Raw genomic sequence first — 26,073 nt, 5'->3', positions numbered from 1 at the left:
TTTGCTTCTCCTCAAGCTTGATTCCAGTGCAGTTTTAGGCGCAAGCCTGGCGGTCATTCGCCAGCGATTGCCCTAGAGTTATGTGAAAATGACATGGATGCTGTCGGCAAGTTTATATGACACGACAAAAAAACCGCAAGGGCGAAATGCCCTTGCGGTTATTTATGATGTACAGGTATTGGATTATACGCGTTTGGCTCCACGGCCTCCGCGCTTTCCTTCTGTGTTCTTCTTAATCGAAGATATCCGTTCTTCGCTGTCTTTCAGGAATCGCGACATTTTATCCTCGAATGAAGGTTTACCGGCTGCAGGCTTAAATGGACGCCCACCCCGTTCACGATTGAATCCACCGCCGCCTCCACCACTGCCGCCACCGCCGCCGAAACGGTCTCCGCCGCTAGGACGTTCTGGTCTTGGAGCTCTAGGCGGACGTACTTCCGATGCTGGCTTGTCAACAGCCTGCTTAATGGAAAGTCCGATCTTGCCGTCCTTATCGACGTTGATCACCTTGACGGTTACTACATCACTAATCTTCAGATGATCGTTAACATCCTTGACGTAATTATCGGCGATTTCCGAGATGTGAACGAGACCTGTGACACCTCCTGACAGATCCACAAATGCTCCGAAATGCGTGATGCCTGTCACTTTGCCTTCTAACTTGGTGCCCACTTCAATTGCCATAGAATAAAATGATCCTCCCTTAAAAATATACAGACGAATATTAAGGTCATCCTGTCTGCGGTGATTTGATTATACAGTAAAGAGCAAAGCAAGGCAACAGAGTAAAAGCCTCTTTTAGCCAGTATTATTGCTCTGATTGCTCTGTTCGAATAGGAGTTTCCCCTTGAGGATAGATATTGTACCATTTACGCGCTAATTGGCCAATATACTCATCATCATTAAGTCTGGACACTTCATATTTCAGTTGATTCAAAGATGACGTGACACTCTCGCTAGTCTTTTGTTTCTTGGCGAGTTGCTCGCCCTTGTCCGCAATAACTGCACTTTGATTGAAGTAAGTATAACCCGCCCAGCCAAAAAATACTGCCACAAAGAGAATCCACATGAATCTTCTTCTCTTCGCGCCTGCGGCCGAATTTTTGCTAGGATTACTTTTCTCTTCCGCAGTGAATCTGTTCATGCAGCGTACCCCCTAATTCAAAGGTCAGCGTTTCCGCCATTTGGTAATCCATCCAGTGATCTTCACGATCCAGGCGCTATGCTTAAGCCGTGATAACCATGGAGAAATCCACCTTACAGGTAATACCCAAATTGGCTTCGTTAGACGCAGCAGAAGCTTAAGGATGAATAATAGAATACGACCTAGCAGCACTAGCAACCCTATAATAAGGCGCCAAAGCCAGCGAAGAGGTTTACCTATCATAATCTCCATAAGTCTCCATAGCAATCTGCACATATACTGAACCGATTGAATTAACATTAACACAAAACGCCGCACCGTAACACTGAAGATCAAAAAATAGATCCATATTCCTAGAAATAAACCTAAAAAGACATAAAATCGCAATTGCCCCTGATTTCCGGCATAGAGCATTCTAAAAACAAACAAAGCAGCACAAAGCCAATACAGCAGGTCAAGCATGGCATTCAGCCATTTGGGAAAATTGAACTTGAGCGACAGCACCCGGTAGCTGTCATAGGCCAGTCCCATTGTCACCCCGGCCAATATCATGTAGAACAGCGTCAGCCACTGAACTGCAGGATTCATTTAAATAGCTTACCGAGTAGACCTTTATTTTTGCCCTGCGATCCGGGATCTAGATAAATCAGGGAATGTACATTGCCCTCCAAGGACAACAGTCCATTCTCTAGACTTAAATTTTTGATATGTAAATGATTCCCGCGAATGGTGAGATGGCCGAGTTCTGTACGAAGCAAAAATTCCTCGCTATCAAAGCTCTCCACATTTTGCACGCCCGTCAACTCTAGCTGTTTACGACTGCGCATGTGCAGATCATGCTGTTTATTTACCTTTCCTGGCTCGATCATAGCATGTACCCCTCCTTCTTACCTCTAATCTATGGCAGTAGAAGAAGTTATAGAACATTCCAATCCACTAAAATAAGAGAGACAATAAGAAAAAAGAAGGTGCAACTCTACAATATGTAAAGTTGCACCTTCTTATTTACTATTCATTATGTTACTCCTACCAGTCCAATCCGCTGCTTTTGGCAACAGGCTCTTCCCGAAGTAGAGTATACATACCAGCGGCTTCGTCCTTGCGCGTCGTTTCGACTAGCTTTTCGACTTTGACCGTTACAAGCTTTTGTCCAAATTGCACAGTAATCTCGTCACCGATCTTAACTGCACTACTTGGTTTAGATTCCCGCCCGTTAATCAGCACCCGGCCTTGTTCGGACACATCCTTGGCCACTGTCCGGCGCTTGATTAATCGGGACACTTTCAGGAATTTGTCAAGACGCATTAGTTAACGGCTTCTTTAAGCTTGTTACCAGCTTTGAATGCCGGTACAGTTGATTCTGGAATTTCAATCGTTGTGCCCGTTTGCGGGTTGCGACCAGTACGTCCTGCACGTTTGCGAGTTTCGAATGTACCGAAACCGATCAGTTGGACTTTATCGCCTTTTGCCAAAGCTTCTGTGATCTCACCCAAGAATCCGTTCAATACTGCTTCTACATCTTTTTTTGCCAATCCGTTTTTCTCGGAAATGTTGTTTACCAAATCTGTCTTGTTCATAATTTAAAGTTCCTCCTAGGATACGAAAAAATAAATGAAACGAGATTCACCGCCATATTATGGGGCAAGTCGTCATTTCGTCTTTATGATATTCTTGATGTCATCTTAAAATCCTGCCACGAATCGTCGTTTTTTAAAAAAAGAAACAGTTATTTCTCAGAAATCGTCGCAGAATCTATTCTATAGCACTATTAAACTACTCGCCATAATCTAAATCAGAGATGAATGCTACTTTCACAGCATTGCCTCATCTTAAGGTCCGTATACCGTACATAGTCTGAGAAAATCACTATACTTTTCGTTCCTCAGTCTTTGCCTCCTGCCACAACTCTTCCATCTCTTCCAAGCTGCTATCCTCTACACTCACACCCTTGGCTCGCAGACTTTGCTCGATATACTGAAACCGACGCACAAATTTGCGGTTGGTCCGGGTTAAAGCTTCTTCCGGATCTGCACCAATAAATCGGGCAACATTGGTAACAGCAAATAATAGATCGCCCAGCTCCAGGATTTGATCCTCCGCGGCTGCGTCAGTATCGATGGCTTCTTGCAGCTCTTCTATTTCTTCACGAACCTTAGCTAAGCAATCCGTAGCGTTGTCCCAATCAAAGCCCACCTTGGATGCTTTTTTCTGAAGCTTGTACGCCTTCATAAGAGCAGGCAAATCACGCGGAACTCCACTGAGTACGGATAGTTCCTCGGGCTTTACGCCTTTCCGCCGCTTCTCCTCTGCCTTCATGCCCTCCCAATTGATCAGAGCTTCTTCAGCGTCATTCGCATTCTTGTCACCAAATACATGAGGATGGCGGAAGATAAGCTTATCATTCAGTCCTTCTATGACGTCAAATACGTTAAACGTGCCAAGCTCCTCTTCCATTTGGGAGTGCAGCATGATCTGCAGCAAAAGATCGCCCAGCTCCTCTTTCATATGGTCTGGGTCATCCTCATCAATCGTCTCAAGCACTTCATAGGTTTCTTCGATTAGATTTTTACGTAAAGATTCATGAGTCTGCTCCCGATCCCACGGACAACCGTCCGGACTGCGCAAAATATCGACAATCTCATGCAAGCGAGCGAAAGTACGACTTCTTAGCTTCTCATCACGATTCGCAGGTACATAGACCAGAGACAAATTGCCATAACCCTCAAGCCGGTCCAATTCGTATAGAGGAACAGTCACAATGCTTTCTTCGTTCTCCACGCCAAGGGCATGACCCACCACCACTTCATATTCCGGCGGATATAGCTCCATCAGACATAACTTTGTCTCCGAAGCTGTAAAGCTGTCATAAACCTGGCCAATCAGAGTATGCAATTCAGGTTGAAGCTGAGCGCTGCGAATGCCTGAAGCATCTAATAACTGGAACCCTTCAATAGGGTCAAACCCCAGTCGTACAAACGCCTCGTCCAGAAAACTCTCCCCGCCTAATATTTGCAGTTCTATTCCTTCTTCCGGGCAACGCTGACGCAGCTGTGAAACAGCTGACTCTGCAACCATGGGATGCCCCGGAACCGCATAGACAATATCTGTACCGTCTGCGGCAGAGCGAGCCTCTTCAATCAATTTTGAAGTAATTGCCGCATAGACCTCAGGAAACGAAGATAATGTTTCATACAGTCCATCAAAGGATTGCGTGGCGATTTCAAGCTCGGTGAGAGCAGCCATGACTGGATGCTCTTGGGTACGAACGTATACAACGGATGCTGCCTTCAGTTTTTTTATAATTCCTAGTGTCAGGCGATCGGGATTACCTGACCCGAGACCAACAACTGTTAATGTTGCACTCATATGTGTTCCTCCTTTTAAGCGAGTTAATTATGGAAATAACCACAGCTTTTTGAACTTGTCCGCCAGAGACGGGCCGATGCCCGGAAGCTGGCGAAGTTCGCTTTCGCTGAGCAGCCGCAGCACCACCGCGCCTACGGCAAAGATAACGCAGCCTGCGAGCACCCCAAGCAGGCTCTGCGCCAAGCTGGCGGTGCGTCCGCCGCCGATGCCAGCGGCCGTAGCCGCGGCGCCAGTGCCCCAGCTGGCAGCTGCGGCGGCAAGAGCCAGGCCCGCTGTGAGCAGCGCGGGCCGTGCCAGGGCATCTGCGAGGCGAAGCCGCAGATGGCCCTGGCGGTACAGCAGCAGCACGTTAAGCGCTGCTGCGAACGAATGCGCAGCCACGCCAGCGATGGCCGCGCCGGTAATGCCCTGCTGCGGAACCAGCAGCAGGTTCAGGGCCGCCTTGAGCAGCGCGGCGGCCAAAAGGTGCAGGGCCGGGGCGCGCACGTAGCCGAGGCCCTGCAGGAGCGCAGCAGAGATGATGCTGACTGTACCGCCAACAGCGGTAAAAGCCAGCCAAGTCATTGTGCTGCTGCCAGCGGTATCGCCGTAAAGAGCCATATTAATCGGCTCAGCAAGCACTGCAAGGCCCGCTGAGGCCGCTAGACCCAACAGCCAGAACCAACGCAGCGACAAGCTGCAGCGGGTCTCAATCAGCTTCATATCTCCCTTGTACTTCGCCTCTGCCAAAGCTGGAATGAACACAACCGACAGTGAGGTGGCAATCATCGTTATAATCTGCACAAGTGGCAAACCCCGATTGTACACACCAAACTGGGCCATCGCAGCTACTTCACTTCCGTCAGACGACAGCAGTCGAGGCACAGTGAATACATCTACAAGACCGATAAGAGGCATAGCCAGTGCACCTAGCATTACGGGAATTCCATAAGCCAGCAGTGTACCTGCTTTAATGCCCATGAACCCTTGCTTGGAACCTAGTCCATGTCCTGCATCCAGCGCTCTTACACGCTGACTTTCGACAGCAGCAGCTACTTCAGCAGCAGCTTCCTGTTTTACCCTCCGGCGGTGACGTCTCAAGTACAGCAGCATAATTACAAGCCCTGCGGCTCCCCCTCCGGCAGAACCAAGCAGCGCGCCAGCAGCGATGCTCTCAGCTCCTGCTCCCTGCGAAGTGAGATATAAAAGAAGAACAATCATCACTGTAACCCGTACAGACTGCTCTACAATCTGTGACACGGCAGTAGGAACCATATTATGCAGCCCCTGAAAATACCCGCGTATGGCCGACATGACAGGGACAACTGCCAAACCCCAGGCGCTTGTCCGCAAGGCAGGCATTACATGTGAGTTACCTACCCATTCGGCAATGATGGGTGCACCTACATAGGTGATGGCGCCGATAACATAACCGCTGATGCCTGTAATTAGCGCAGATAATAATAGAATCCGCCGGCCTTCTTCATCGCGTCTCCCAGCCGAAGCTTCGGCGACAAATTTGGAGATCGCCGCAGGCAGACCTAGCATAGCTACTGTTAACAGCATCGTATACAAGGGATACACTGTGTTGTATATACCAAATACAGCATCTCCGCCTAGATTTTGCAGCGGAATTTTTTGGAGTGTGCCAATAAGCTTTGAGATAATGGCCGCGGCACTAAGGATAAATGCGCCTTGCAGCAATCGTGATGTTTGTGTATTGGATTTCATATAATACCTGCTTCTACAACTTTGATGGGATGAATTTCTATATTATAACTTATGTATGCCCACAAGTAGAAACGGTTTTGTGTAAACGACAAAACCCCGTTTGCCCTTTGTATATCTTACCAAAAGGAAACCGGGGTCTAAATTAAGATTACTGCTCCATTTGTTTGCCCAGGAAAGCGGCAGCCGTTTCGGCCATTTTTATTTCCATTTGCGCCATCTTCGCCGAATCATCCTTGCTCACCATCACTACACAACCAATAGGATCTCCACCGGAAATGATCGGTGAGGCTACATATGAGGACACCAAATCCGGATGATCTTTAGCGATTTCATAACTGCCTTCATTGGTTTCTAACACAGTCTTACGGCTGTCCATGACTTTCTCCAACAGCACTCCCACCTGTTTCTCCAAATAATCTTTTTTGGAGCCGCCTGCAAGGGCAATGAAGGTGTCACGATCAGCAATCATCGTAATGTGCCCAGTACCTTCGAACAATGACTCCGCGTACTCTTTTGCAAAGTCACCCAACTCACCAATCGGAGAATATTTCTTGAGAATGACTTCACCGTCCCGATCGACGAATATTTCCAGTGGGTCTCCTTCTCTAATACGAAGAGTACGTCTAATTTCTTTGGGAATAACCACGCGTCCGAGGTCATCAATACGGCGAACAATTCCAGTAGCTTTCATTTCACATGTGCCCCGCTTTCTTAAGAAGTATGGTCTTACTACTGTCCATTATGGGAAAGGATAATCCCAGTGATTTATCGTAATATCTGACCATAGTATTCATCTCTTCCCAGATCCTTATACATAAGCTGACATGTATTAATATCTGCATCAAGATAAAGGTAGTTCTACAGCCGTTTCTGCGAAATAAAAAGCCATCTTCACTTTAAGTGAAGATGGCTTTTCTAAGGTAAGCTTGTCCATATTTACCGATGTTTATTCAGCGGCATCTGTAGCACTTGGTGATGCGCTTGGAGCTGTAGTGGCTTCTGTTCGACTATTTGTTCCGGTTTCATCTGCGGCAGCAGAGCTTTTTGGCAGATTGATGTTCTCAATAATGCCTTCCAGATCCTTTTCCATGAACGTTTCTAGGTTCTTGGATACAATTGAGCTCTTAATGCCTTCTTTTTGCTCATCCGTTAACTGGTCAAAAGTCTTGTCTGTACGGGACTCCACCTTGATGATGTGGTAACCGTAAGAAGTTTCTACAGGATCACTGATGGTATTTAGAGGCAAGGTCTGAGCAGCCTTCTTAAACTCATCCACATAAGTGCCTACAGCTTTATCTTTATATTCTCCGCCTGCCTCTTTAGAGCCAGTATCGTCAGAATATTCCTTAGCGATGGCTGCGAAATCAGCACCGCCATCCAGCTTCGCCTTAACTTCTTTCGCTATTTTAAGCGCTTCTTCGCTGGTACGCTCTTTGTTGTCTGCATCTGTCAGACCAATTAGCACATGACGCAGTGTGGCAACCGTAAAGTCGCCTTTAGTCGCTTCGAATTCTTTGACAACTTGATCATCAGTCACTTTAAGCAGCATATCCTGATAAACTGTCAGCACACGCTCCATATAAGTACGAATATCTTTCTCTGTAACGTCAGCATCTTTCAGTGTCTTCTTATAGGTATCGCCCAATTGTTCCTTAATGCTTGCAATTTGAGTATCGGCTTCTTTCTCCGCTTGCTTTTTCGCTTCATCCGTTGCTTGGGAAGCCAAATATTCAAAGCCCACTTCTTGCTTCAGAATGGACTCCTTAAACGCATCAATCTCTAAATATTGCGCTTGTTGTGGAGATAGGAATTTCATGATTTTTTGATCCATTGCGAATTCCTTTTGTGTAATCGTTCCACCTTTATAAGTGGCTACAGCTTGATTATCATCAGCACTATTTCCACATGCTGCTAGCATAGAAAAGGAAACTGCCGCTGCCAATGAAACGAGCAGCACTTTCCATGATTTTGTTTTATTTAACGACATTGTGTAGTTCTCCCTTCGATTTAAAAGACTGTTTAGCTTCCTTAAGAAACTGTTCAAGCAAGTCAAGCAGCTGTTTATCACTTAAATCTTTCGATTTGACCCGGATACTGGCTTTCGCATCCCTATCAAATTGTACACGTCTTTCGAAGCTATTTCCAACTTTGGCGAGTTTCGCTGTGTCTAAAGCGCCGAGACTTCCCTCATAGAAATTCAAGGTAACATCATCTCCGCGTCTAATCATGGAATCAATGCCATACATTTTTCCATACACTTTCAAACGAGCGACCGATAGTAGATTCACCACGGCTTCAGGTAACTCACCGAACCGATCCAAGAGCTCATCTTCAAGCTCGGAAGCATCATCGAAGGAGGTTACTGCCGCCACTTTTTTATAAATTTCAATTTTTTGGATACTGTCGTAAATATACTCTGACGGCAGATACGCGTCAATCGACAAATCAATGACTGTATTGCCTTCTTTCAGGGATGTATCTTCCTCCCCAAGCACAGTAACCTTACGCTTACGAATTTCCTCCGCCAGCATTTGTGAGTACAGATCAAACCCCACGGATGCGATAAAGCCATGCTGCTCTGCACCCAGCAAGTTACCCGCACCGCGAATAGACAGATCTCGCATCGCTATTTTGAAACCAGAGCCCAGCTCCGTAAATTCCTTAATAGACTGCAGACGTTTCTCTGCAACCTCTGTCAGAACCTTGTCCCGTTGATACGTGAAATAAGCGTAAGCGATCCGATTGGACCGGCCTACACGTCCACGCAGCTGATAGAGCTGAGACAAGCCCATTTTATCCGCATCATGCACAATAAGTGTATTAACGTTCGGAATATCTACGCCCGTCTCAATAATACTTGTGCTGACGAGCACATCGTATTCTCCGTCAAGGAAATCGAGAATGGTCTTCTCCAGCTCAGATTCCGACATTTGACCATGTCCGATGCCAACTCTAGCCTCAGGAACAAGCATAGAGATTTGAGCAGCCATTTCTTGAATGCCCTGCACACGATTATAGAGATAATAGACTTGACCACCGCGGGCTAATTCCCGCTCTACAGCTTCCCGCGTAAGGGTCTGGCTATGCTCCACTACATACGTCTGTACAGGGAATCTGTTCTCTGGCGGGGTCTCAATGACAGACAGATCCCGCACTCCGAGCATCGACATATGTAGCGTACGAGGAATTGGAGTTGCAGTCAGCGTAAGAACGTCTACATTCGTTTTCAGCTTTTTCAGCTTTTCTTTATGAGTTACGCCGAAACGCTGTTCTTCATCCACAATTAATAGCCCCAGATCCTTGAATACAAGGTCCTGAGATAACAGACGATGTGTACCGATAACTACGTCGACAGTTCCTGCCCTAACGCCTTTAATCGTCTCGTTCTGCTCTTTACGGCTGCGGAAACGACTTAAGACCTGAATATTAAGCGGGTAATTAGCGAAACGTTCCCGGAAGGTCTCATAATGCTGTTGAGCCAAAATCGTTGTCGGGACTAGCACCGCCACCTGTTTACCTTCAATCGCTGATTTAAAAGCCGCCCGAATAGCCACTTCAGTCTTACCATATCCAACATCACCGCAAAGCAATCGGTCCATTGGCCGGTTTTGTTCCATATCCTTCTTAATCTCTTCGATAGCCCGAAGCTGATCTCGGGTCTCTTCGTAAGGGAACATTTCTTCAAATTCATGCTGTTCCTGTGTATCCTTTTCAAAACCATATCCTGCGGCACTTTGGCGCTCAGCATATAGTTTTATCAAATCATCAGCAATATTCTGAACGGAGGAACGAACCTTATTGGTGACTCGTGTCCATTCATTGCCGCCTAGCTTATATACTTTCGGCTCTTTATCTTCGGAACCGACATATTTCTGAATCAGGTCAATCTGCTCAATCGGAACTGAGAGCTTATCGCCGCCAGCATACAGAATATGCATGTAATCACGGTGAATACCGCTGACCTCAAGCGTGCCGATTCCCATATATTTTCCGATACCATGGTTCTGGTGGACGACATAATCACCGATTTTCAGCTCTGTGTAACTCTTGATCCGTTCAGCATTATCTATTCCTTTGGAAATCTTCCGTGCCTTCCGCTGCTTCTGAGAGAACATTTCCCCCTCAGTTATAACTGCTAGATGAATAGAGGGCAGCTCAAAACCAGAACCCAGATTTCCTTGTACAATCATCGGCTCGTTAATGCCGTAATCATAAAGAACTCTGCGCACTCGTTCAATCCGTTCCTCACTGCTCGCAAGCATCATTACCTTAACACCGGACTTCTGCCAACGCTCCATCTCCGATTTCAGCACATTCATCTGGCCATGGAAATCCTGCATTCCACGACTGATAAATCCAAGAATGTTCTGAGGCTGAATATGCGGAACCTGACGTAAAAAGATTGACATAAACAGACTTTGGAACGGGCGCTGATACATAACAACATCCGTATCGACAGAGAGATCTAGATCCGGTAAAGATTTGCCGTTTTGCAGCAAATGCAGGTTCCATTCCGATTCATCCCGTTCAAGCTGTCTCGCCGTTTCGAGCAGTCTTGTCGGCTCATCTAGAATAAGAATGGTATCCTGGGCCATGTAATCAAATAAATGAGAGCGTTCAGGATATAAAAGACTGATATATTTATAGATCTCCGGGAAATAAGTACCTTCCCGCAGCATTTCCAGCTCACGGCCAATTTCTTCCCGCAGCCTGAGCTTCGCCTGGCGATCCGCCATCTTCTCCAACTGTCGCTCCATCATAGCTGAGGCTTCAGCAGAAGCAGATTCCTGGCGCAATCTACTAGCTATAATCTCTTTAGCCGGTGTAATCTTCACACTACGTACCTTATCAATAGAACGCTGATCCACTGGATCAAAAGTTCTTATGGAATCAACCTCATCGTCAAATAACTCAACCCGATAAGCCAAAGGAGATGTCATTGGATAAAAATCAATTATTCCACCCCGTACGCTCAGTTCACCACGATTTTCAACCCGCTCTACTCTTTCATAGCCCATTTCAATCATGGACATCAAAAATTCATCCAGAGCAAGCGTTCCATCTTGGGAAACGGTGACTTGTGCCTCTGCCATAACCTCTGGGGCTGGCAGCAATCTACGCACTCCTGAGTAAGGAACTACAACAATACCACGGAAGCCCTGAGCACATTTGGTCAGCACATCTATACGCTGAGCCAGTGTCTCTGGGCTTGATACAGCCGCTTCTGCAGCCACTAGTTCATTGGCGGGATAGAGCAGAACCCGGTCAGGAGAAAGCGCTTCCTGCAAATCATCGGCCATCTTCTGGGCCGAAAACATATTATGAGTCACTACAAGTAAGGGACGAGTTGTCTCTTCATGTAATGCTGCAAGCATAATCTGTCTAGCAGAACCTGTAAGCCCCGAAATGAGCTGCTCTTTCATACCTGCAGCAACACCATGGGTGATAGACTGGAAATCGGGATCCTTGGAAAAAGCTTCTATAAGACCTTGTAACAACAGGCGCACCTCTCTTACTAAACAGGCTAACGGTGGCGTAGCCACCGTCACCTATTATGATTGGAATCGAAAAGAAGCCTCAGCTGTAACGCCAAGGCTTGCGGATGACGATAGAGACAGGCGCTTCCACCTTACTGAAGCGGACTTGTCAGCAGGCTAAGCTCCGGATTGTTCTCTAAAGCCTCCTTGCAATAGTCGCAAGTAACCTTTACCGTGATTTCACCTTCTGAATTATACGCTATTATATCTCTGCGCTCCGCAGGGGTCAAGGAATGAAGGCCCAACTGCATTTCTGTAACATCACTTCTATTAATACTGCCTAGAGATGTCTTACAGTGCCTACAAACATAGTTTATTGCCATCTATATGCCTCCTGAAGGTACTATATACCTTCAGTATGTCCGGGCAGCTTCATCTTTAGCCTTAAAAACAACAGGGTTTACAGATTAACCATTGAACTTAGCCATCGTCTGCTCGAATGAATGCTGTAAGCTGTATTCCAGTGCATCACAAGTATTAAGGATCATTTGCTTAAGCGGATCGCTTTCCTTCTTAGGAAAAGTAGAAAGTACATAATCGACAATAGCAAAACCTGGCTCAGGACGAGAAATACCCATTCGTACCCGATTGAAATTCTGTGTTCCTACATGCTGGATGATGGATTTAATTCCATTATGTCCACCAGCGCTTCCTTGATAACGCAAACGGATTTTTCCGATTTCTGTATCCAAATCATCATAAACGACGATCATATCTTCAAGTTGAACTTTGTAATAATCCATATAAGCGCGAACGGCCTCACCGGACAAGTTCATAAAGGTCATGGGCTTAATCAATACGGTTTTGACGCCACCAATGACCCCTTCACCGATGACGGATTTACATTTGCTCTGGTTGAAGGCAATTCCGTTCTGGGCGGCAAGCTCATCCAAAGCCATAAAGCCAACATTATGCCTTGTTTTCGCGTACTGTGTTCCGGGATTTCCCAATCCGACAATCCATTTCATTATCGAACCTTTCCTTTCCATTCGGGCTCTCCGGCAAGAGGAGTCCATTTTTGGTACAATAGATCTAATCTACATATCTCTGTGCAACCAGAGCGAAATTATACTCCGAAGACAGGTGATAACCCATGCCGCACAAAGGCGAATTATTGACACATCAACGCCATTTTCAGTACCACATCCAATATGCTGTACCCGTGGAAATATATAAGGGCGACGTGCATATTGATATCGGTGTATTAACAGCGGTAGACGAAGCTTTCGTGGAGCTACAAGGGACACTCTATAACCGCAGTTTATTCACCTTTGTCTCCCGCCCCGGATATTGAATCCAGTAGTTCTACCTGTAGCACGCCGATAAGGGTTACATCTCCGAGAACGGAGGTGTAACCCTTTTGTACTATTCATTCGTTATATTTATTCAATCTCGAACAATTTACTAATCGACAACTCTTCATGAACGCGGATAATTGCCTCACCCATAAGTGGAGCCACGGACAACACCTTGAGCTTAGAGGTTGGATTCGCGCTGCGAATTGGAATGGTATCCGTCACGATAATTTCTTTGATTGGAGAATTCTCCAGACGCTCGTGTGCAGGACCAGACAATACTGGGTGTGTACAGCATGCGTATACTTCCTTCACGCCGCCTTCCATCAAAGCATTAGCACCAAGTACGATAGTTCCAGCGGTATCGATGATATCATCAATCAGGATGGCTGTTTTGCCTTCGATATTACCGATGATGTTCATAACTTCGCTGACGTTAGGTTCTGGACGACGCTTGTCTATAATAGCCAGCGGAGCGTTTAGGAAATCAGCAAGCTTTCTTGCACGTACTACACCGCCATGATCCGGCGATACGACAACTGGGTTCTCGATTTGTTTGGAACGGAAATACTGAGCCAGAATCGGTACACCAAGCAAATGATCCACTGGAATATCGAAGAATCCTTGAATCTGCATGGCATGAAGATCCATCGTAATTACACGGTGAGCGCCAGCCTTTTCAATTAGATTGGCTACCAGCTTAGCGGTAATGGGGTCACGGGAACGGGCTTTACGATCTTGACGGGCATATCCGTAGTAAGGGATAACCACGTTGATGCTTTTTGCAGAGGCACGTTTAAGCGCATCTACCATAACCAAAAGCTCCATCAGGTTATCATTTACAGGGCCACAAGTGGATTGAACAATATAAACATGACATCCCCGAACGCTTTCTGACAGCTTGACCTGAATTTCTCCATCGCTGAAACTTGTGGTGTGTGATTCACCCATCGGAATCCCGATGTAATCAGCAATTTGACTAGCTAGCTTAGGATTGGAGTTACAGGTGAAAATCTTTAACTTGGAATCACAATAAGTCATAAAATATAAACCCTCCGTGACGGAATTTAGCTTTCCAAAGGCGCCGGCGCGGAAATATAAGTCCGTCCGGCGCTTCTTAGCAACGCTTTACGATGGACTCGAGTGGTCTTTCTTCGCTTTAGCACGGGAACGGATCTTCTCTGCATATCCCGGTTTGTTCTCTTGTCTTACTCTAGCTACAGCCAGATCGTTCTCGGAAACGGAACGTGTAATTGTCGAACCTGCTACAACAAAAGCCCCTTTGCCCACAGTAACTGGAGCAATAAGGTTAACATTACTGCCAATAAAGGCATCGTCTGCGATTGTTGTCTTGAATTTATTATACCCGTCGTAGTTAACGGTAATCGCACCGCACCCGACGTTTACATTCTTACCTACAGATGCGTCGCCGACATAACTAAGATGTGACACTTTTGAACCGTCACCAATAGTAGCATTCTTGATCTCGACGAAATCTCCAACCTTAACTTCTTCTCCAAGCACAGAGCCTGGACGCAAATAGGCAAAAGGCCCAACGGTTGTCCGTGCGCCGACTTGAGCTTGATTCAATACGGACTGCTTAATCGTTGCATCATCCATAATCTGACAGTCTTCGATTTCACTAGCCGGTCCGATCACACAATTGTCCCCGATTACAGTCTTCCCTTTCAGGATGGTTCCTGGATAAAGCGTAGTATCTGATCCGATAACTACATCTGCTCCGATATAAGTGGAGGCTGGATCAATGATGGTCACACCGCCCAGCATGTGTTTACGATTAATACGTTGACGCATAAAGGCTTCCGCTTCGGACAAAGCTAAACGATCATTAACGCCGATAGACTCAGCTGCGTCATGGGTCTGATATCCTAGTACGGTATCCCCTTGTGAACGAAGAATCCCAATCACATCAGTCAAATAATACTCCTGCTGGTTATTACTGTTCGTTACCTTCTCGAGTGCAGCAAATAATTTAGCATTATCAAAACAATAAGTGCCTGTATTGATTTCCTGAACCGCATCTTCTTCAGTAGTGCAATCCTTCTGCTCTACAATCTTCAGAACGCCGCCATCTTCACCACGAATAATTCTTCCGTAGCCTGTAGGCTTTTCCATAACTGCTGTCAATACGGTTGCAGCCGCATTACGCTGTTCATGAAGCGCCATGAGTCCTTCCAGGGTCTCCGTGGTTACGAGTGGTGTGTCTCCACAAATAACTATAGTTGTTCCTTCTTCGCCAGCAAGTAAATCCTTTGCTTGTTTGACAGCATGGCCAGTGCCGAGCTGAGTTTCCTGCAGAACGTATTCCGCTCCATCACCTACATAGGCCTTAACTTTCTCTGCGCCATGCCCAACAACAACAACGGTGCGCTGGCATCCGGTCGCTTTTACTGTATCAAGCACGTGCCCTACCATCGGCTTACCGCAAACGGGGTGCAGCACCTTATATAATTTAGATTTCATTCGCTTGCCTTGACCTGCGGCAAGTACTACAGCCATTCTTTTCAAGAATGCCAACCTCCTACTCTTGAACTCACTACTGAATATATCTCATTCCGGGCAAAAAGAAAAGAGAACCATGAAGTCATGGTTCTCTTTTCTATAAACCCCAAGTTAGAAAAGCATTTATCGCTGCCTTTCGAAGATGTCGTCAAATCCTTCACCAGCAATAGCTTTTCTTGCAAGATCAGGCTGCTAATTCATGAAGTGTATGTCGGTGTGATCTTATCAAAAACGGCGGATCCTACGCCACCCAAAAGGTAGCAGTCTTCCGAGGAAGCCTAAGCTCCCTCTTCAATAACTTCTTCTTCTTCCGTAGCGGCGCGATCGTACTCGGCCAGAACCGCGGATTGAATCTTCTCGCGTGTTCCCGAAGAGATCGGGTGCGCGATATCGCGGAATTCGCCGTCCGGTGTACGCTTGCTGGGCATTGCAACAAACATCCCATTATTGCCATCGATGACGCGAATGTCATGAACAACAAACTCGTTATCGATGGTAATGGATGCGATTGCTTTCATTCTCCCCTCAGAGTTAACGCGGCGGAGTCTGACATCCGTAATTTGCATGTGTGTGTTCACCACCTTTTTCCATCAGAGACTTGGTGTATAATTCCACACAGCAAAGCGAATTCCTTCTTTTTCATTCCATAAAATACCTAAAAAAGAAATATATTTTTTGGGATATGTTGTTTTCGACATACATCGAGTAGTTTACTTAATATTCCTTACGTTTTCGACAATTTCCACGCTTTTTGAAAATGTAAGAGAATGGCTAATCAAGAGGAAAAGTAGTTGCCCGGATGCGCCGAAATTCTCCGCTCTTTGGAGTCTACTTCACTTAGTTTTACCAAAGACACGTAATCGTGCAACAGACGCTCTTCCGTCTCTACAGCGCCTGATTCCACTAAAACGCCTACCCCAGCAACCTCGGCATTAAATTCACCGAGCAGATCGACCATACCACGTACAGTCCCTCCCGCCTTCATGAAGTCATCTACGATAAGTACTCGCGATTTCTCCTTGAGTGCCCGTCTGGAGAGAGACATTGTGTGTATGCTTTTATGAGATCCTGATACGTAGTTAATACTTACTGCTGATCCCTCTGTAACCTGATGGTCACGTCGCACAAGCACTACCGGCAAGCCTAGCTGTGCTGCTGTTGCATAGGCTAGTGGAATGCCTTTCGTTTCAACGGTCATCACCACATCGATTTCCGATCCGTAAAAGGCCGTTGCGATGATCTTACCCGCCTGTTCCATCAAAGACGGCAACCCAAGTAGATCCGACATATACAAATAACCGCCAGGCAATATCCGGTCAGTCTGCTCTAGCTGCACACATAAGCGCTGCACAAAGGTTAGCGCCATATCTTTAGGCATAACTGGGATATAACGAACTCCACCCGCTGCACCAGCTAAAGTCTGCAGCTCTCCGATGCCTTCACCTTCAAATACTTCTTTTATGATTGCCAAATCTTCACTGATGGAGGACTTAGCCGCTCCATAGCGATCGGCAAATATAGACAGCGGCAGTAGTTCATGCGGCCGCTCAAGTAAAAACTGAGTCATGTCTACCAAACGTTGGCTTCTTTTTAATTTCTTCACGGAATGCTCCTCGCCAAAACCGAATATTTTAGAAAAATATATCACTTTTGTACGGGTTTATACAAGAGAAGCAGACTAATTCAGTGATCTCACTGCGTAGACTTCCTTGCAGAACCCTCGCAGTCCGTTGTAAATCCTTGCTACTTTAGACTGCTTGGACACTAAACCGAATACGGTAGGTCCGCTGCCTGACATCAACACCCCATCTGCTCCGAGCTTTATCATCGCTTCCTTGAGCTGCTGAACCTCTGGATGCAGCCTTAGGGTAACATCTTCAAGCACGTTGCCTAGATGGTTGCATACGCCCCCAAAGTCTCCTGCTTCAATCGCTTGCTGCATCTTTCGAGCAGAAGGATGCACAGCTATATTATTGCTCCGAACGCGTCCATACACTTCTGCAGTCGATACATTGATCGGTGGTTTCGCCAACACAACCCAACATTGTGGCGGGTTGTTGATTGGCGTCAGCTTTTCACCTCGTCCTGTAGCTAAGGCTGTGCCGCCTGTGACGCAGAAAGGCACATCTGAACCCAGCTCAGCGCCAAGCTCCTGTAGCTCCTGCGCAGGAATACCGAGACGCCACAGACGGTTTAGACCGCGTAGCGTAGCTGCGGCATCACTGCTGCCGCCAGCTAGGCCAGCCGCAACCGGAATTCTTTTATCCAGATGGATATGTACACCACTCTTCACGTTATAACGGTCTTTAATAAGCCTTGCCGCCTGGAAAGCTAAATTTTTCTCGTCCAGGGGAATATAACCAGCCTGACTTGATATTATAATAGTATCCCTTGGCAGCTCAGACAGCTCTAAGCGGTCTGCTAGATCTACCATGGTCATAATCATTTCCACCTCATGAAAACCGTCAGCACGTTTGTGCAGCACATCCAGCATCAAATTAATTTTAGCTGGTGCCTTTTCATACATTTTCAAGGCGTTCACCCACCTTCAGCTTTTCCCGTAAAAACAACTTAACATATTATATGAGAAACTTCTAATGAAGTCCAATAATAAAAGGGTGTCGCCTTTTAGACGCACCCTTTTTCAGTAATATTCACTTTATAGCCTAAAATTTAAGATTTCCGCGCGGCCTGTTCAGCAAGCTGTATCGCTTTTTTCACCATGTTGCCAGCGTCTTGAGTTGTAATTCCACCCCAGCCCTCACGTTCTACGGTTTCATAAAAACCCAGCTCCTTGGCTAACTCTGTCTTCAGTTCCTCCGACATCATGCCTCGTTTTCTGCGGCTCATTACGGAATTCCTCCCTTATGAAAATAAATGATTAACCCGTTGCCCAATTAGTATGCTTGCTTAGAACACGGATCATGCACCAAATATTTGTCCCAAAAAACGCAAACAAAAAACAGCCTCCAAAGGAGACTGTTCGTGAAACATTAAGCTTTAATATACATAATCCGCATCTGCCCATCGTCTTCACAAACTGTGATTTCCACAGATTCAGTAAGTATATCGGCATAGCTATAGGAGACTCGCTTAAAAGTTTGCTGCTCCTGATCCAGTTTGACAATAAATACAGAAGGGTACGTTTCTTCCAGGACACCTGTGCGTTCAACGGTTTTACGACGACCTCCGTTTGCACGCAATGTGATCTTATGACCGACGTGAGCTTCAAGACTGCGTTTGATTTCCAACAGCGCGTTATTAGCCATTACCTGACGACCACCTCTTTTCTTGTCCATTATACAACTTTTTCAGGACAATGTCAAAGCAAATAAATAATTAATTATAGTTGATGCATATTTCGTTGTCAACGGAATTTTTTTGCGAGAAATCAGCGCCGGACTAATATCCTTGTTATCTGTAATATAGGCATCACAAAGAAAAAAAGAAAGGGTTAAGCTCAGCGCTCACCCTTTCTTTCGGATATTCTATTCAGCCCATTCAAATTACCTATATTCCTGAAACCATAGACCTATCTCTGCCGCTTAAATGGCTGATGGTGTCACTTTTAGCGCCGACAGATTCTGCAGCCGCGGCATTCCGATACGGAAGCTGCCACGGGTCTCAACACCACCAATACCCTGATTACCGCTGATGGTATTATTCAGAACATCACTAAGATTTACAGTATCCCTGATGGAAGTAAAGGATGATTTTGCTGCTACATAAACGGGATCCAGAGCATGGATCAAAATTCGACCAGGTGAACTGGCAAAATTAGCCCCAGCTCCAAGTAATGCCTCGAAATGAGATTGGCAAGCACCGGCAACAATAGTCAACGCATCAAAATTCCGCTCATACTCCCTAGCTACCCTAATAGCAGCTATAAAGTTTTGCGAATTTTTGTAGCTATTCAGACTATATAGATCGTAAGTATGCTGTTGCTTCAGTACCCCATCATGACCAGTGATCACTACAATGTCTGGGCGTACACGGGGCAACAGCCGGTATAACGTATCAGCCATTGCAGATTCATGAACATGATGCCCTTCAGCGGGAATCCGCAGTTGCTCGTATAAGCTAAGGCTCTTATTCAAATATGCCGGATCGCCATCCAGATGCAGTACTTTACCCGGCACTTCAAAATAAGGAGCTTCCTTGGAGGGTGGAGCCCATGTCCCCTCTGTTAGGGTTCCCCCGCTCCGCTGACTTTGCTCCTGACGGTCCTTCCGCAGCTGTGTCAGTGATTCCTTCGCTTTGATCTGTGCTTGCTGTCCCCGTTCCGTTATTCGGGTAGGAGGCACTTGAACCAGGTCATCCAGAGGAGAATCCGCCAACAGGCGGAAATCTGTGCCTTTAATGACGGCTCTATCCTGCACGATATTATCTACACGAAATGTTAAATCACCGCCATAAGATTTGCGAACGACCAAGTCTCCTAAATTCATTACAACCACCACCTCTACCCCATCGTATGGGCAAAGGCCTCAGTTGGTTCATAACTCGCCATATTTTTAAAATATAAGAATGTATAATGCTCCACCAGAATAACATCCTTATATTTCTACGAGAAACGGTTGTCGTCCTTTAAGACAACAACCGTTTCTTATTGCTTATTCAATTCCAGCGGCTAGCAAAACACCGCTTAAGCGGGCGTATTCTTCAAGACTGAGTGTTTCTCCGCGACGGGTCGGTTCAATACCCGCTTCTGCGAGTAAAGCCTCCAGCTGCTCACGTCCTTGTTCAGGGAAGTAACGAGCCTTCAGATTGTTAGCAATCGTCTTGCGGCGCTGTGTGAAAGAAGCGTGAACCACTTCAAAGAAATGCTTCTCACTCTCCACCTTTACCGGAGGATGCTCTCTAACCTTCAGACGGATAACAGCAGACTCCACATTAGGTTGAGGGATGAATACCGTACGCGGCACGATACAGACGAGCTCAGGCTCGCTGTAGTACTGCACGGCAATGCTAAGACTTCCGTATTCCTTTCCACCTGGAGATGCAGCCATACGCTCCGCAACCTCCTTCTGAATCATTACAACGATGTTATCAAGGGGAAGCTTCTCTTCAAGCAGCTTCATCAGAATCGGAGTAGTCACATAATAAGGCAGGTTAGCAACCACACTGACCTTGTTCACAGTGGTGAAATCTTCCTTGAACATTTCCTGCAAGTTCACATTGAGGACATCATCGTTACGAACCTTAACATGGGGATAAGGGGAAAGTACGTCTTTTAATATTGGAATCAGTCTACGGTCTATCTCTACGGCAGTTACAGCACCGGCTGTTAGTGCCAGACGCTCCGTCAGCGCTCCAATTCCCGGCCCGATCTCCAGCGCCCCAGAATCGCTATCTAGTCCAGCAGCGTCTACAATCTTGTCCAAAATATTTTGATCAATCAAAAAATTCTGTCCCAGGCTTTTCTTAAACTTGAATCCATAACGTTGAATAATCTCTTTGGTCCGTTTTGGAGTCGAAATTTCCTCTCTACCACTCATGAAGTAATGCCTCCCTGATCAATTTGGGCGAGAGCCCCGGCAAATTCCTCCCGCGTAATCCCAAACATCGCCAGCCGCTTGTACAGCTGTTTGCCGTTACAATATCCGATTCCAAGCAAATTACCAAGCGCCATACGTCTTTCAGCAGCCCGAGGGTGTACAAGCATTCCAGCGGCCATAAGGTCATCAATACCAATCAAAGCAGGTGCTCCTTCAAAAGAGGTATGTACATTACGCAGCGCATGACGAATCGCCTCTGGCGATGCATTCTCTACACCGATATCCCCTTTTCGAGTTGCGTCCTTCTCCGGAATAAAAGCATGCTTGCAGCCCGGCACCTTCGCTGAAACGATTTTACGAATTCGCTCCCCGGCATGGTCCGGGTCCGTAAGAATAATAACCCCTCTGCGTTCCATAGCTAGCGCAATCTTCGCAATTACAGTCCGGTTTACAGCAGAGCCGCCTGTCTCAATCGTATCTGCTTCCACAGCACGCTTAATGGCTACGGTATCGCTTTTGCCTTCAACGACGATTAATTCCTTAATCATATTTCTTGACTCCTTCCAAAAAAAGCAAAAAGAAGAGGATTCGCTCCTCTTCTTTTGGTTAAAGAATGTATAAGTGATGAGCGGTTGCTCTGCGATCAACGAAATGATCATCCAGCGTTCCTTACGGTTATCATCACTATAGCTTATCAAAGGATTTTTTGCAAAAGCTTCAGTTCTAGTTAAGCTCTGGTTTCACAGGTCCAATCACATATACGGTACGTGATTTACGGCCGAAATTACGAGCATGGCTCAGGGAATCATAATAGACATCCACTTTATTGCCTTTAATGGCACCGCCAGTATCCTCTGCACGGCGGAATCCAAGCCCATCGATATAAACCCACCAGCCAATAGGAATTACATTCGGATCTACTGCAATTGTACGACCTTCCGTTACGCGTGTTCCGGAGGCAGTTTTAGTACCTATTCCTGGCTCTTCTGACGAATAAGCTGTCATGGAGACGTTCTTAATCATCTTCTTGTACTCAAAGTCTACGCCAGCCTTGCTTGTGACGTTCTTAGTCTTAGCGCTAACTTTAGTCGTTTTGGAGGTAGTGCTTGATTTGGAAGTTGTTGTAGCTTTAGCAACTACAGTAGGCTTAGGAAGTGCTTTAGTACCAACGGCAATGATCTTATCTTTTGTTACCGTTTGTACTTCCTTGCCGATCATGCGCATAGAGGCCAGTTCTCCGTCTTGATAGATCTTTTCAATATGCTGAACCATGACGCCTGGTTTGCCTGCCTGTGCCACTCTAACTGTTCCCACAGTAAGGGAGGGATCTGCTGTCTTAATAACACGGAAAGGTAAGTTAGTTGTTCGCTGTACCGTTTGCTTGTTGATACGAACGATCTTAATCTCCATGTCAGCAGAGATGGTGGTGTCTAACGAAGGAAAAATCTTATCATAGCCTTCTAGGTTGATACCCAGTTTGTCAATCGCCTGACCGATAGTGTCTTCGGTCGTATATAACGTTTTTGTTGCTCCGTCCGCAGTAAGGCTAAATTTCTGCGCACGATTGATAACGACACGGTCACCGTCTTTTATTTCATCACTCAGACCTAAAGATAATTCATCATGCGGCTGCAGCGAAATTTGCTCTTTCTCCAACACATCACCAAGAAGTGCTTCTCGCGTTTCAAGTGTCTGTGTTTGCCCGTCTATTACTAAAACAAATTGTTTGTTACTTTGACCGTGTACGTACAGCAGAATTAACAGCGCGATTGCGATTGAAATCACACCTGCAAGTAAAAGTACGCGAGTATTTACTTGCTCCCACCGTAATGCGAAAGACCTGCTGGATGACTGCGAATCATGGGATACCTCTGGTTGGAATAAGCCCATTCTCTCCATCCTCCTTACATAGCCTCGTCGTCAATTTGTATATCATGAGGACTGAATTTCTTTGACGAAACTATTTGAGATTGTCACAGGATACGCACGTATTAACTTAGCGTCTCCTGCTCATGGATCGCCTGCTCGGCACAGCTACTCCCACACCTGTTATATAACAGTATGCGGGCAACATTCAGTTTATTCAAAAATAAAGAAGCCTAAAAAGAGTTCTCTTGAGGACTCTTTCGTGGCTTCTCCGATGTCAGAATACGCGGGAATGTTTGTGCACGAGGTTGCCTCTCTTACTTGCGCTTACGGGGTTAGCTGTCGGGTTCGGACGAAAGAGAGACGCCCTATTTCAGGTCACCCGCTCACGGCGGTTGCCCTTAAATTCACCCCAAAGACCACGTGAAGAAATCAAATATTGTTCTGCGGCAATTCCTAGTCGTATTCAAGATACAGGCATGCGGCAGTTCAATATTGGTTCCCCCGTTCTCCATACGGAGACTCAGCGAGACGATCCATGAATCAATGGCTGTCACAATAACAACAGCTCACATCACTGAAAAGATGATATCCTGTTTTGATGCATGTTGTAAAGGACGATTCAACCACGTTTAAGCAAATATATGGTTAAAATATTGTAATAATCAGCCGTTTTTATATTAAAAAAGTTTAATATATCGGCTATTCTCTATTTTTCACCCGTTTTACTCCTGTTTTCAGACAATCCCAAATCGTTCCAGTGCGTTCGCATACGTAATTTTAGCCAATTCTTCCCATGTTAACCCTTTAATTTCAGCCGCAGCCTCTGCTACTAACTTCACATGAGCACTCTCATTTCGCTTGCCACGGAAGGGGTGTGGAGTCAAATATGGAGCGTCTGTTTCGATCAATAATCGGTCCAATGGCGTCTGTGCAAGCACCTCTTTAGGCACTCTGGCATTTTTGAACGTTATCGGTCCTCCAAATGACAAATGAAATCCAAGGTCTAGACACATTTTTGCTGTTTCCCAGCTGCCTGAGAACGAATGCATCACGCCACCAATTTCATTTGCTTTTTCCTCCCGTAAAATCCGTACAACATCTTCATGAGCATCACGGTCATGTATACAGATTGGCATTTTTAGTTCACGGGCTAGTCCGATTTGTTTGCGGAAGACCTCCTGCTGCACATCCTTGGGAGAGGTATCCCAATAATAATCCAATCCAATCTCTCCGATGGCCACCACTTTTTCATGGCTGCAAAGAGAGGCGATCCAATCGAGGTCCCCCTCTTTCATATCAATCGCATCCTGTGGATGCCAGCCCACCGCTGCATAAATATAATCATAAGATTCAGCCAGCTTCATCGTTGAAGGGATCGTTTCCCGATTAAATCCAATATTGATCATCTTGCTAACTCCGGCCTCTACTGCACGAGCAATAACTTCCTCGCGATCCTCGTCGAATTGAGGCGCATCTAGATGTGTATGTGTGTCGAACAGATACATTTTAAAGCTCACTCCTTGTTGTTTTTATCAATAGTTCCATAAATATTTGTATTATTTTGCAAAAATCTCTGCTACAGAAGAGGGCAAGCGTGTAAGGGCTTTTTTCAGCTTATCCTGTGGGAAATATAGATGATATCTGCCACGATGAATTCCGCTTATTGAGCGCACAATATCCGATACCTCTGAAATTTCCCGCAATTGCTCATTCCGATCAAGCAGTAAAATTTGATTATTGTCGAAGGCTGCTCCTGGACGGAACACATCATAAGGCAAATCTGTCGGATAATCAATCTCTAGGTCATATTCTGGGTTAAGTCCCACTCCCGCAAAACTGCTGCGGATTTCCGTAATCATATCTGTATCCAAATTCTCGATCTCTACATATTTATACAGTTTACGATGAATAAAACGGGTACACAAGTCGCTTAATAACTCATCTTCTTCAAGTGTCCATTGCATAAAAGCAGTCTGTACCAGTGCCTCATCAAGCATTAAATATTGCTTCACTGTTACTTCTCCTCGAAAGAGATCTTCCAGCGGAGCGATCATAAAGCGAAATTTGTACCCCTCTTGGAACAATTCTTTAGCTCTACGGAAGATTTGACGCAAAATAATTTCAGAGCTGCGCGTCACCGGATGAAAATATACCTGCCAGTACATTTGATAACGTGACATTAAATAATCTTCAATGGCATGCATACCTGATTCTTTTACTACAATCCGCCCATTATAAGGACGAAGCATTCTCAAAATCCGATCAATGTCGATGGTTCCATAGTTTACACCTGTATAGTACGCATCACGCAGCAAATAATCCATACGATCAGCATCCAGCGGACTGGAAACCAAATTGACAACAATTTCATGCTCATAAGTCTTAGAGATAACTGAAGCTACTTTACGAGGAAAATCTTCCTCCACATCACGCAATATTTCGGTAATCTCCGTGTCCTCCAAAATAATCCGGCAGGTCCAATCCTCATGGTTCATTTCAAAAGCTTCTTCTATAGAATGGGAAAATGGGCCATGCCCTAAATCATGCAGCAAAGCCGCACACAAAGTAAGCAAACTTTCTTCCGGAATCCAATCCTTATACCCGCTGCGCTCAAATTGCGAAATGATTCTTCGTGTAATTTCATATACTCCTAAAGAATGAGAAAATCGACTATGCTCTGCACCATGAAAAGTGAGATATGAGGTACCTAACTGGCGAATCCGGCGTAAACGCTGAAATTCTTTTGTATTAATTAGTCGCCAAATAATCGTATCCTGTACATGAATATAATTATGAACGGGATCCTTGAAAACCTTTTCTTCCGTGAGCGGCTGCTTCATGAGATCAACTCCTTCTAATAATTTAATATGATTTTAACTAATATCAGTATATAATAAGTAATTATGTCGTACTTTGTCGAAAAGTATCATTTTTGGTCTTGGTAAATCGACAAAATGCTTTCAGGGTAATTCTTAATTTTTATAGGGACATTCAAAGTTCTTATGGAAATTTTCTTATTCAGCCTATGAAAAAAGGTTGACTGATTTGGGAATCGTTGGTATTATAAGTATCATAAAACAGTGAACAATGTCGAATAATGACGTTTTTGGAACATTGAGAGGAGTAACGAT

27 protein-coding genes and 1 riboswitch are annotated in these 26,073 nt (G+C 45.6%); of the genes, 1 reads left to right on the top strand and 26 read right to left on the bottom strand.

Annotated elements, in window-relative coordinates; all coding sequences use genetic code 11:
* Nucleotides 1-183: 183 nt before the first annotated feature.
* The 13 genes from NYE72_RS00310 to pth form a co-directional block, all read right to left on the bottom strand.
* A complete protein-coding gene (locus NYE72_RS00310; protein ID WP_036678766.1) occupies nt 184-684 on the bottom strand; it encodes a S1 domain-containing RNA-binding protein in 501 nt (166 codons plus the stop codon).
* A gap of 124 nt (nt 685-808) precedes the next feature.
* Nucleotides 809-1,144, bottom strand: a complete 336-nt coding sequence (locus NYE72_RS00305) for a septum formation initiator family protein (protein ID WP_036678769.1) — start codon at nt 1,142-1,144, stop codon at nt 809-811.
* A 24-nt stretch (nt 1,145-1,168) separates the two neighbouring features.
* Complete coding sequence (yabQ, locus tag NYE72_RS00300; RefSeq protein ID WP_036678771.1) at nt 1,169-1,732, bottom strand: spore cortex biosynthesis protein YabQ; 564 nt, start codon at nt 1,730-1,732, stop codon at nt 1,169-1,171.
* The gene (gene yabP, locus NYE72_RS00295) at nt 1,729-2,013 is read right to left on the bottom strand and encodes a sporulation protein YabP (protein WP_036678773.1); all 285 of its coding nucleotides are present in this window, start codon (nt 2,011-2,013) and stop codon (nt 1,729-1,731) included. The genes yabQ and yabP overlap by 4 nt, the downstream gene beginning before the upstream one ends.
* 157 nt (nt 2,014-2,170) lie before the next feature.
* Nucleotides 2,171-2,449 carry an RNA-binding S4 domain-containing protein gene (locus tag NYE72_RS00290; protein ID WP_036678775.1) on the bottom strand — a complete coding sequence of 93 codons (279 nt, stop codon included), beginning with the start codon at nt 2,447-2,449 and terminating at the stop codon, nt 2,171-2,173.
* Nucleotides 2,449-2,721, bottom strand: a complete 273-nt coding sequence (locus NYE72_RS00285; protein ID WP_036678778.1) for an HU family DNA-binding protein — start codon at nt 2,719-2,721, stop codon at nt 2,449-2,451. Before NYE72_RS00285 ends, NYE72_RS00290 begins: the two co-directional genes overlap by 1 nt.
* A gap of 289 nt (nt 2,722-3,010) precedes the next feature.
* A complete protein-coding gene (mazG, locus tag NYE72_RS00280) occupies nt 3,011-4,510 on the bottom strand; it encodes a nucleoside triphosphate pyrophosphohydrolase (protein ID WP_076099916.1) in 1,500 nt (499 codons plus the stop codon).
* 27 nt (nt 4,511-4,537) lie between these two features.
* Nucleotides 4,538-6,220: a polysaccharide biosynthesis protein gene (locus NYE72_RS00275; RefSeq protein WP_339211059.1), complete on the bottom strand. Its 1,683-nt coding sequence runs from the start codon at nt 6,218-6,220 to the stop codon at nt 4,538-4,540.
* Nucleotides 6,221-6,368: 148 nt separating this feature from the next.
* Nucleotides 6,369-6,911 (bottom strand): stage V sporulation protein T, encoded by a 543-nt coding sequence (gene spoVT, locus NYE72_RS00270; RefSeq protein ID WP_036678783.1) that lies wholly within the window; start codon nt 6,909-6,911, stop codon nt 6,369-6,371.
* A gap of 255 nt (nt 6,912-7,166) precedes the next feature.
* Entirely contained in the window at nt 7,167-8,207 is a 1,041-nt protein-coding gene (locus tag NYE72_RS00265; RefSeq protein WP_339211057.1) for a peptidylprolyl isomerase, read from the bottom strand.
* Nucleotides 8,194-11,718, bottom strand: coding sequence for a transcription-repair coupling factor (gene mfd / locus NYE72_RS00260; RefSeq protein ID WP_038568019.1), 3,525 nt, complete (start codon nt 11,716-11,718; stop codon nt 8,194-8,196). Before mfd ends, NYE72_RS00265 begins: the two co-directional genes overlap by 14 nt.
* A 131-nt stretch (nt 11,719-11,849) precedes the next feature.
* Nucleotides 11,850-12,080, bottom strand: a complete 231-nt coding sequence (locus NYE72_RS00255; protein WP_036678789.1) for an anti-sigma-F factor Fin family protein — start codon at nt 12,078-12,080, stop codon at nt 11,850-11,852.
* Between the two features lie 84 nt (nt 12,081-12,164).
* A complete protein-coding gene (gene pth, locus NYE72_RS00250) occupies nt 12,165-12,725 on the bottom strand; it encodes an aminoacyl-tRNA hydrolase (RefSeq protein WP_036678864.1) in 561 nt (186 codons plus the stop codon).
* A 125-nt stretch (nt 12,726-12,850) separates the two neighbouring features.
* On the opposite strand from pth, the gene NYE72_RS00245 reads away from it, so the two are divergent.
* Nucleotides 12,851-13,051: a hypothetical protein gene (locus NYE72_RS00245; protein ID WP_036678792.1), complete on the top strand. Its 201-nt coding sequence runs from the start codon at nt 12,851-12,853 to the stop codon at nt 13,049-13,051.
* A gap of 88 nt (nt 13,052-13,139) precedes the next feature.
* On the opposite strand, the gene NYE72_RS00240 is transcribed toward NYE72_RS00245, so the two are convergent.
* The 13 genes from NYE72_RS00240 to NYE72_RS00180 all read right to left on the bottom strand — a co-directional run bounded on the left by NYE72_RS00240 (nt 13,140) and on the right by NYE72_RS00180 (nt 25,782).
* Nucleotides 13,140-14,093 (bottom strand): ribose-phosphate diphosphokinase, encoded by a 954-nt coding sequence (locus NYE72_RS00240; protein ID WP_036678796.1) that lies wholly within the window; start codon nt 14,091-14,093, stop codon nt 13,140-13,142.
* A gap of 87 nt (nt 14,094-14,180) precedes the next feature.
* Nucleotides 14,181-15,581, bottom strand: a complete 1,401-nt coding sequence (gene glmU, locus NYE72_RS00235; protein ID WP_036678799.1) for a bifunctional UDP-N-acetylglucosamine diphosphorylase/glucosamine-1-phosphate N-acetyltransferase GlmU — start codon at nt 15,579-15,581, stop codon at nt 14,181-14,183.
* Nucleotides 15,582-15,853: 272 nt separating this feature from the next.
* Nucleotides 15,854-16,141, bottom strand: coding sequence for a septation regulator SpoVG (spoVG, locus tag NYE72_RS00230; RefSeq protein WP_020425826.1), 288 nt, complete (start codon nt 16,139-16,141; stop codon nt 15,854-15,856).
* A gap of 209 nt (nt 16,142-16,350) precedes the next feature.
* The gene (purR, locus tag NYE72_RS00225; RefSeq protein WP_036678807.1) at nt 16,351-17,178 is read right to left on the bottom strand and encodes a pur operon repressor; all 828 of its coding nucleotides are present in this window, start codon (nt 17,176-17,178) and stop codon (nt 16,351-16,353) included.
* Between the two features lie 75 nt (nt 17,179-17,253).
* Complete coding sequence (ispE, locus tag NYE72_RS00220; protein WP_036678809.1) at nt 17,254-18,108, bottom strand: 4-(cytidine 5'-diphospho)-2-C-methyl-D-erythritol kinase; 855 nt, start codon at nt 18,106-18,108, stop codon at nt 17,254-17,256.
* Nucleotides 18,109-18,248: 140 nt separating this feature from the next.
* The gene (locus NYE72_RS00215) at nt 18,249-18,425 is read right to left on the bottom strand and encodes a small, acid-soluble spore protein, alpha/beta type (protein WP_036678812.1); all 177 of its coding nucleotides are present in this window, start codon (nt 18,423-18,425) and stop codon (nt 18,249-18,251) included.
* Nucleotides 18,426-18,568: 143 nt separating this feature from the next.
* The gene (locus NYE72_RS00210) at nt 18,569-18,844 is read right to left on the bottom strand and encodes a Veg family protein (RefSeq protein WP_019914493.1); all 276 of its coding nucleotides are present in this window, start codon (nt 18,842-18,844) and stop codon (nt 18,569-18,571) included.
* A gap of 276 nt (nt 18,845-19,120) precedes the next feature.
* Nucleotides 19,121-20,023 (bottom strand): sporulation peptidase YabG, encoded by a 903-nt coding sequence (gene yabG / locus NYE72_RS00205; RefSeq protein WP_036678813.1) that lies wholly within the window; start codon nt 20,021-20,023, stop codon nt 19,121-19,123.
* A 165-nt stretch (nt 20,024-20,188) separates the two neighbouring features.
* On the bottom strand, nt 20,189-21,073 hold the full coding sequence (gene rsmA / locus NYE72_RS00200) for a 16S rRNA (adenine(1518)-N(6)/adenine(1519)-N(6))-dimethyltransferase RsmA (RefSeq protein ID WP_036678815.1): 885 nt from the start codon (nt 21,071-21,073) through the stop codon (nt 20,189-20,191).
* Entirely contained in the window at nt 21,070-21,621 is a 552-nt protein-coding gene (rnmV, locus tag NYE72_RS00195; protein ID WP_036678817.1) for a ribonuclease M5, read from the bottom strand. The genes rsmA and rnmV overlap by 4 nt, the downstream gene beginning before the upstream one ends.
* A gap of 175 nt (nt 21,622-21,796) precedes the next feature.
* Nucleotides 21,797-22,963 (bottom strand): 3D domain-containing protein, encoded by a 1,167-nt coding sequence (locus tag NYE72_RS00190; protein WP_036678820.1) that lies wholly within the window; start codon nt 22,961-22,963, stop codon nt 21,797-21,799.
* A 285-nt stretch (nt 22,964-23,248) separates the two neighbouring features.
* Nucleotides 23,249-23,478: riboswitch (cyclic di-AMP (ydaO/yuaA leader) on the bottom strand.
* Between the two features lie 198 nt (nt 23,479-23,676).
* Nucleotides 23,677-24,447: a TatD family hydrolase gene (locus tag NYE72_RS00185; protein ID WP_036678823.1), complete on the bottom strand. Its 771-nt coding sequence runs from the start codon at nt 24,445-24,447 to the stop codon at nt 23,677-23,679.
* 51 nt (nt 24,448-24,498) lie between these two features.
* Nucleotides 24,499-25,782 (bottom strand): HD domain-containing protein, encoded by a 1,284-nt coding sequence (locus NYE72_RS00180; RefSeq protein WP_038568006.1) that lies wholly within the window; start codon nt 25,780-25,782, stop codon nt 24,499-24,501.
* Nucleotides 25,783-26,073 lie beyond the last annotated feature (291 nt).

The organism is Paenibacillus sp. FSL L8-0333, assembly GCF_037965665.1.
Taxonomy (GTDB): domain Bacteria; phylum Bacillota; class Bacilli; order Paenibacillales; family Paenibacillaceae; genus Paenibacillus_AQ; species Paenibacillus_AQ odorifer.
This window is presented reverse-complemented; position numbering and strand designations above follow the sequence as displayed.

Coding starts and splice junctions, on each gene's coding strand:
- yabP (WP_036678773.1), bottom strand. CDS start 2,013: ATGATCGAGCCAGGAAAGGTAAATAAACAGCATGATCTGCACATGCGC.
- NYE72_RS00255 (WP_036678789.1), bottom strand. CDS start 12,080: ATGGCAATAAACTATGTTTGTAGGCACTGTAAGACATCTCTAGGCAGT.
- rsmA (WP_036678815.1), bottom strand. CDS start 21,073: ATGAGTGGTAGAGAGGAAATTTCGACTCCAAAACGGACCAAAGAGATT.
- rnmV (WP_036678817.1), bottom strand. CDS start 21,621: ATGATTAAGGAATTAATCGTCGTTGAAGGCAAAAGCGATACCGTAGCC.
- NYE72_RS00310 (WP_036678766.1), bottom strand. CDS start 684: ATGGCAATTGAAGTGGGCACCAAGTTAGAAGGCAAAGTGACAGGCATC.
- spoVG (WP_020425826.1), bottom strand. CDS start 16,141: ATGCAAATTACGGATGTCAGACTCCGCCGCGTTAACTCTGAGGGGAGA.
- NYE72_RS00305 (WP_036678769.1), bottom strand. CDS start 1,144: ATGAACAGATTCACTGCGGAAGAGAAAAGTAATCCTAGCAAAAATTCG.
- spoVT (WP_036678783.1), bottom strand. CDS start 6,911: ATGAAAGCTACTGGAATTGTTCGCCGTATTGATGACCTCGGACGCGTG.
- NYE72_RS00245 (WP_036678792.1), top strand. CDS start 12,851: ATGCCGCACAAAGGCGAATTATTGACACATCAACGCCATTTTCAGTAC.
- yabG (WP_036678813.1), bottom strand. CDS start 20,023: ATGAATTTAGGAGACTTGGTCGTTCGCAAATCTTATGGCGGTGATTTA.
- NYE72_RS00185 (WP_036678823.1), bottom strand. CDS start 24,447: ATGTATCTGTTCGACACACATACACATCTAGATGCGCCTCAATTCGAC.
- NYE72_RS00290 (WP_036678775.1), bottom strand. CDS start 2,449: ATGCGTCTTGACAAATTCCTGAAAGTGTCCCGATTAATCAAGCGCCGG.
- NYE72_RS00180 (WP_038568006.1), bottom strand. CDS start 25,782: ATGAAGCAGCCGCTCACGGAAGAAAAGGTTTTCAAGGATCCCGTTCAT.
- NYE72_RS00215 (WP_036678812.1), bottom strand. CDS start 18,425: ATGAGCCGCAGAAAACGAGGCATGATGTCGGAGGAACTGAAGACAGAG.
- NYE72_RS00265 (WP_339211057.1), bottom strand. CDS start 8,207: ATGTCGTTAAATAAAACAAAATCATGGAAAGTGCTGCTCGTTTCATTG.
- NYE72_RS00190 (WP_036678820.1), bottom strand. CDS start 22,963: ATGGGCTTATTCCAACCAGAGGTATCCCATGATTCGCAGTCATCCAGC.
- mazG (WP_076099916.1), bottom strand. CDS start 4,510: ATGAGTGCAACATTAACAGTTGTTGGTCTCGGGTCAGGTAATCCCGAT.
- yabQ (WP_036678771.1), bottom strand. CDS start 1,732: ATGAATCCTGCAGTTCAGTGGCTGACGCTGTTCTACATGATATTGGCC.
- NYE72_RS00285 (WP_036678778.1), bottom strand. CDS start 2,721: ATGAACAAGACAGATTTGGTAAACAACATTTCCGAGAAAAACGGATTG.
- NYE72_RS00275 (WP_339211059.1), bottom strand. CDS start 6,220: ATGAAATCCAATACACAAACATCACGATTGCTGCAAGGCGCATTTATC.
- NYE72_RS00240 (WP_036678796.1), bottom strand. CDS start 14,093: ATGACTTATTGTGATTCCAAGTTAAAGATTTTCACCTGTAACTCCAAT.
- pth (WP_036678864.1), bottom strand. CDS start 12,725: ATGAAATGGATTGTCGGATTGGGAAATCCCGGAACACAGTACGCGAAA.
- NYE72_RS00210 (WP_019914493.1), bottom strand. CDS start 18,844: ATGGCTAATAACGCGCTGTTGGAAATCAAACGCAGTCTTGAAGCTCAC.